At 24.5% G+C, this 3,120-nt stretch carries 4 protein-coding genes; all 4 read left to right on the top strand.

The window, feature by feature from the left end; translation table 11 throughout:
- The coding region (ccpM, locus tag NSA58_RS17945) for a Cys-rich peptide radical SAM maturase CcpM (protein ID WP_257560770.1) at positions 1-1,369 on the top strand (1,369 nt) is incomplete at its 5' end.
- 23 nt (positions 1,370-1,392) lie between these two features.
- A complete protein-coding gene (locus NSA58_RS17950) occupies positions 1,393-2,466 on the top strand; it encodes a TIGR04066 family peptide maturation system protein (RefSeq protein WP_257560771.1) in 1,074 nt (357 codons plus the stop codon).
- A gap of 29 nt (positions 2,467-2,495) precedes the next feature.
- On the top strand, positions 2,496-2,774 hold the full coding sequence (locus NSA58_RS17955; RefSeq protein ID WP_257560772.1) for a peptide maturation system acyl carrier-related protein: 279 nt from the start codon (positions 2,496-2,498) through the stop codon (positions 2,772-2,774).
- Positions 2,775-2,819: 45 nt separating this feature from the next.
- Positions 2,820-3,020, top strand: coding sequence for a hypothetical protein (locus NSA58_RS17960; RefSeq protein WP_257560773.1), 201 nt, complete (start codon positions 2,820-2,822; stop codon positions 3,018-3,020).
- The last annotated feature ends 100 nt before the right edge of the window (positions 3,021-3,120 follow it).

The following is a 3,120-nucleotide window of genomic DNA, read 5'->3' on the forward strand; positions in this document are numbered from 1 at the left end:
TTATATTTATGATGTAAATACCAATAAAATATTAGAAATAAGTAAAGACCTATATGCATATCTAAAAGAATATCTTTATTCTGATAAAAATTCAAACTTAAACGCTAAAGTAGAAAAAGAATTAAATAATTTAAAAAAACATGGATTTCTTAAAAATAAAAGAATTGAAAAAACAGAACATCCAGATACTAAATTTTTAAAATATTATATAGATAACAAACTATCTTCAGTAGTACTTCAAGTCACTCAAAACTGCAATTTAAGATGTGATTATTGTATTTATTCTGGTTCATATAATAATAGAGTACATTCAAATAAAAGAATGAATTTCAATACTGCTAAAAAGGCAGTAGACTACTTAATACAACATTCAAAACAATTAAATGAAATAAATATTAGTTTTTATGGAGGAGAGCCTTTACTAGAATTTGAGTTAATAAAAAAAATTGTTGAGTATGCAAAAGATTTAGCACAAGGTAAATATATTACTTTTAATCTTACAACAAATGCTACATTATTCACGCCAGAGATAGTTGAATATTTTGTTAAACATAATATAACAGCAATGATAAGTTTAGATGGAAATGAAGAAATACATGACAAAAGTAGGGTTTTTGCATCTTCAGGAAAGGGTACTCACAAATTTGTACTAAAAAATTTACAATTTATAAAAGAAAATTATCCAGAATATTACAAAAATAACATAACTTTTAACACTGTAGTTCTTCCAGAGAATCAATACACTTGTATTCACGACTTTGTATCAATAGAAGAGCTTTTAAAAGATTCTTATTTTTTAGAGTCAGATGTGAGCCAACATAACACGGATAAAGAATTTAAAATGTCTGATGACTATGTTTTTGGTAAAAATTATGGTAGATTTTTAATATTATTAAGCAAATTAAACATAGTAGATTCTAAAAATCTATCTCCTCTACTTCAGGTTGCAAATAGTGTCTTTGATGGATTTATAGCAGATAGAAATATCACAAGAATTGAGTTACCAACAGTATCACACCACAGTGGTCCATGTTTACCAGGTGTATATAGAGCTTTTATAACGACAGATGGAGATATTTACCCATGTGAAAAGGTAAGTGAAAAATCCTGTCTATCAAAAATTGGAACATTAGATGATGGAATTGACCTAGAAAAAGCCTCTAAATTATTAAATATAGGTCAATTTTATGAAGAAAAATGTTTCAATTGTTGGTCTTATACTAACTGTGGTATATGTATTGCTAAACTTAATGAGATTGATCGTAGTGAAGAAGAAATAGAGCCTCAATATTGTGATTTAATAAAATATACAACAGAAAGTAATATGAAAGATTATTGTGTTTTAAAATCATTAGGTTACCAATATTAAAAAATAAAAAAGGAGATAAATAAATGGAAAAAATACTTGTTTACCCATTTAATTACGAGTTTTTAAGCTTTATAAATCAAAGTGATAAGCTTTATGATTGTGAAATTAACTCACTTGTAAGTCCTAAAGGGTGGTTAGAAGATAAAAATCAATATAAGTTAAATAATAAGTTAATTGAAGTGAGCGATTCTTTTTATGAAGAAGTAAATAAAAACTCCCTTGTTTGGTTTGTTGAAACATTACATGATATAGATTTGGAAAAATATATAGTTCCACAAATAAAATACTGTCTAGAAACCAATAAAAAAATAATCTATTCAAGAAATGATATAGATTTATTACTAGAACACTTAACAGAAAGTGAAGTTAATAAGTTAAAATATAATTTTGGAGATAATTACGATACAGTAGAGAATTTTTACTCTACTTACAAGATTATTACACCAGTAGTTTTTATTTGTGATGCATTTGGAGGATTAGAAACATTTAATCTACAAGTTGAGCTTATTAATAATATAAAGAATAGAGGGTATTCCGTTGTAGGATTAAGTAATAAAAACTATAGTCATTTATTTGATATAAAAAAGATGCCTTCATATATAAACTCTGAAAAAGTAAGTATGAAAAGAAAAATTATTAACTTTAATCACTATTTAAAAGATATAGAAAGAGAACTAAAACCAGATTTAATTGTTATAGAAGTTCCAGGTGAATTATTTTCATATTCACCTAAGATGTTAAGTAACTTTGGTTTAAAACCATTTGAAATGTCGTATGCAGTCCAAAATGATTGTGGAATATTATGTGTTCCTTTAGATATTTATGATTCATCAAATTATGAAATTTTATCAGACGCTATAAAAAATAAATTTGGTATAAACATTGATTATATGATTGGAGAAAGAAAAGTAGTTGACTCATACGAAACAGAAATTAGGCAACAAATGGTTTATGTACATTTAGATGAAGATATTGATAATAATTATATGAATTTAACAAATGATAAACTTTATTTAAACTTTTCAAGTGATATAAACCGATTAATTGATAATATTGTAAATCAACTTAAAATGTATGCAAGTATAATTTCAGTCTAATAATTTTAATAATTGAAAGGAGATAAAAGATGGATCATATAGAAATTGAAAATAAATTATCAGATATATTTTATAAAGTAGTAGATATAGATTTCAAGAAAAATGAATACTTAAGAGAAAAGATGTTGTTTTCTTTAGATTTAAATCTAGAGCCTAGAGACTTAGTTACAATATTAATTAATATTCAAAATACATTCGGTATTAAAATACCAGAAAAAGTATTATTAGATAGAAAATTTTCTACATTTAATAATATTTTAAAAATTGTTGAAGAAAGTTTATTAAGTCTGACAGAATCACACAGCTAACTATAATAATAAATTAATAGATATACATTAGGGAGGTAAATATATATGTTTGGAAAAAGAGTAGAAGTATTGGATTTAGAAAAAAATAATAGGGGGTTTTGCACAGCTTTTTGTCCATCAAGTTGTAAGTCAACAGCTGTAGTATATTGTAAGTGTTCAAATGATAAATATGAAAATAGAGGAAGTTCATACTCAACATGGTATGCTAAACAACATATGAACTTTTTAGCACCAGATTGGGATTAAAAATATAAGAATAATATAATAGTAGTATAAAAATAAAAATTAAATTCTATTAATTTATTATAGTTAATTAGACCATTAGTAAATTATAATGGTCTAATTT

This window comes from Terrisporobacter muris, from assembly GCF_024621905.1.
Classification (GTDB): Bacteria; Bacillota; Clostridia; order Peptostreptococcales; family Peptostreptococcaceae; genus Terrisporobacter; species Terrisporobacter muris.

Coding starts and splice junctions, on each gene's coding strand:
- NSA58_RS17950 (WP_257560771.1), top strand. CDS start 1,393: ATGGAAAAAATACTTGTTTACCCATTTAATTACGAGTTTTTAAGCTTT.
- NSA58_RS17955 (WP_257560772.1), top strand. CDS start 2,496: ATGGATCATATAGAAATTGAAAATAAATTATCAGATATATTTTATAAA.
- NSA58_RS17960 (WP_257560773.1), top strand. CDS start 2,820: ATGTTTGGAAAAAGAGTAGAAGTATTGGATTTAGAAAAAAATAATAGG.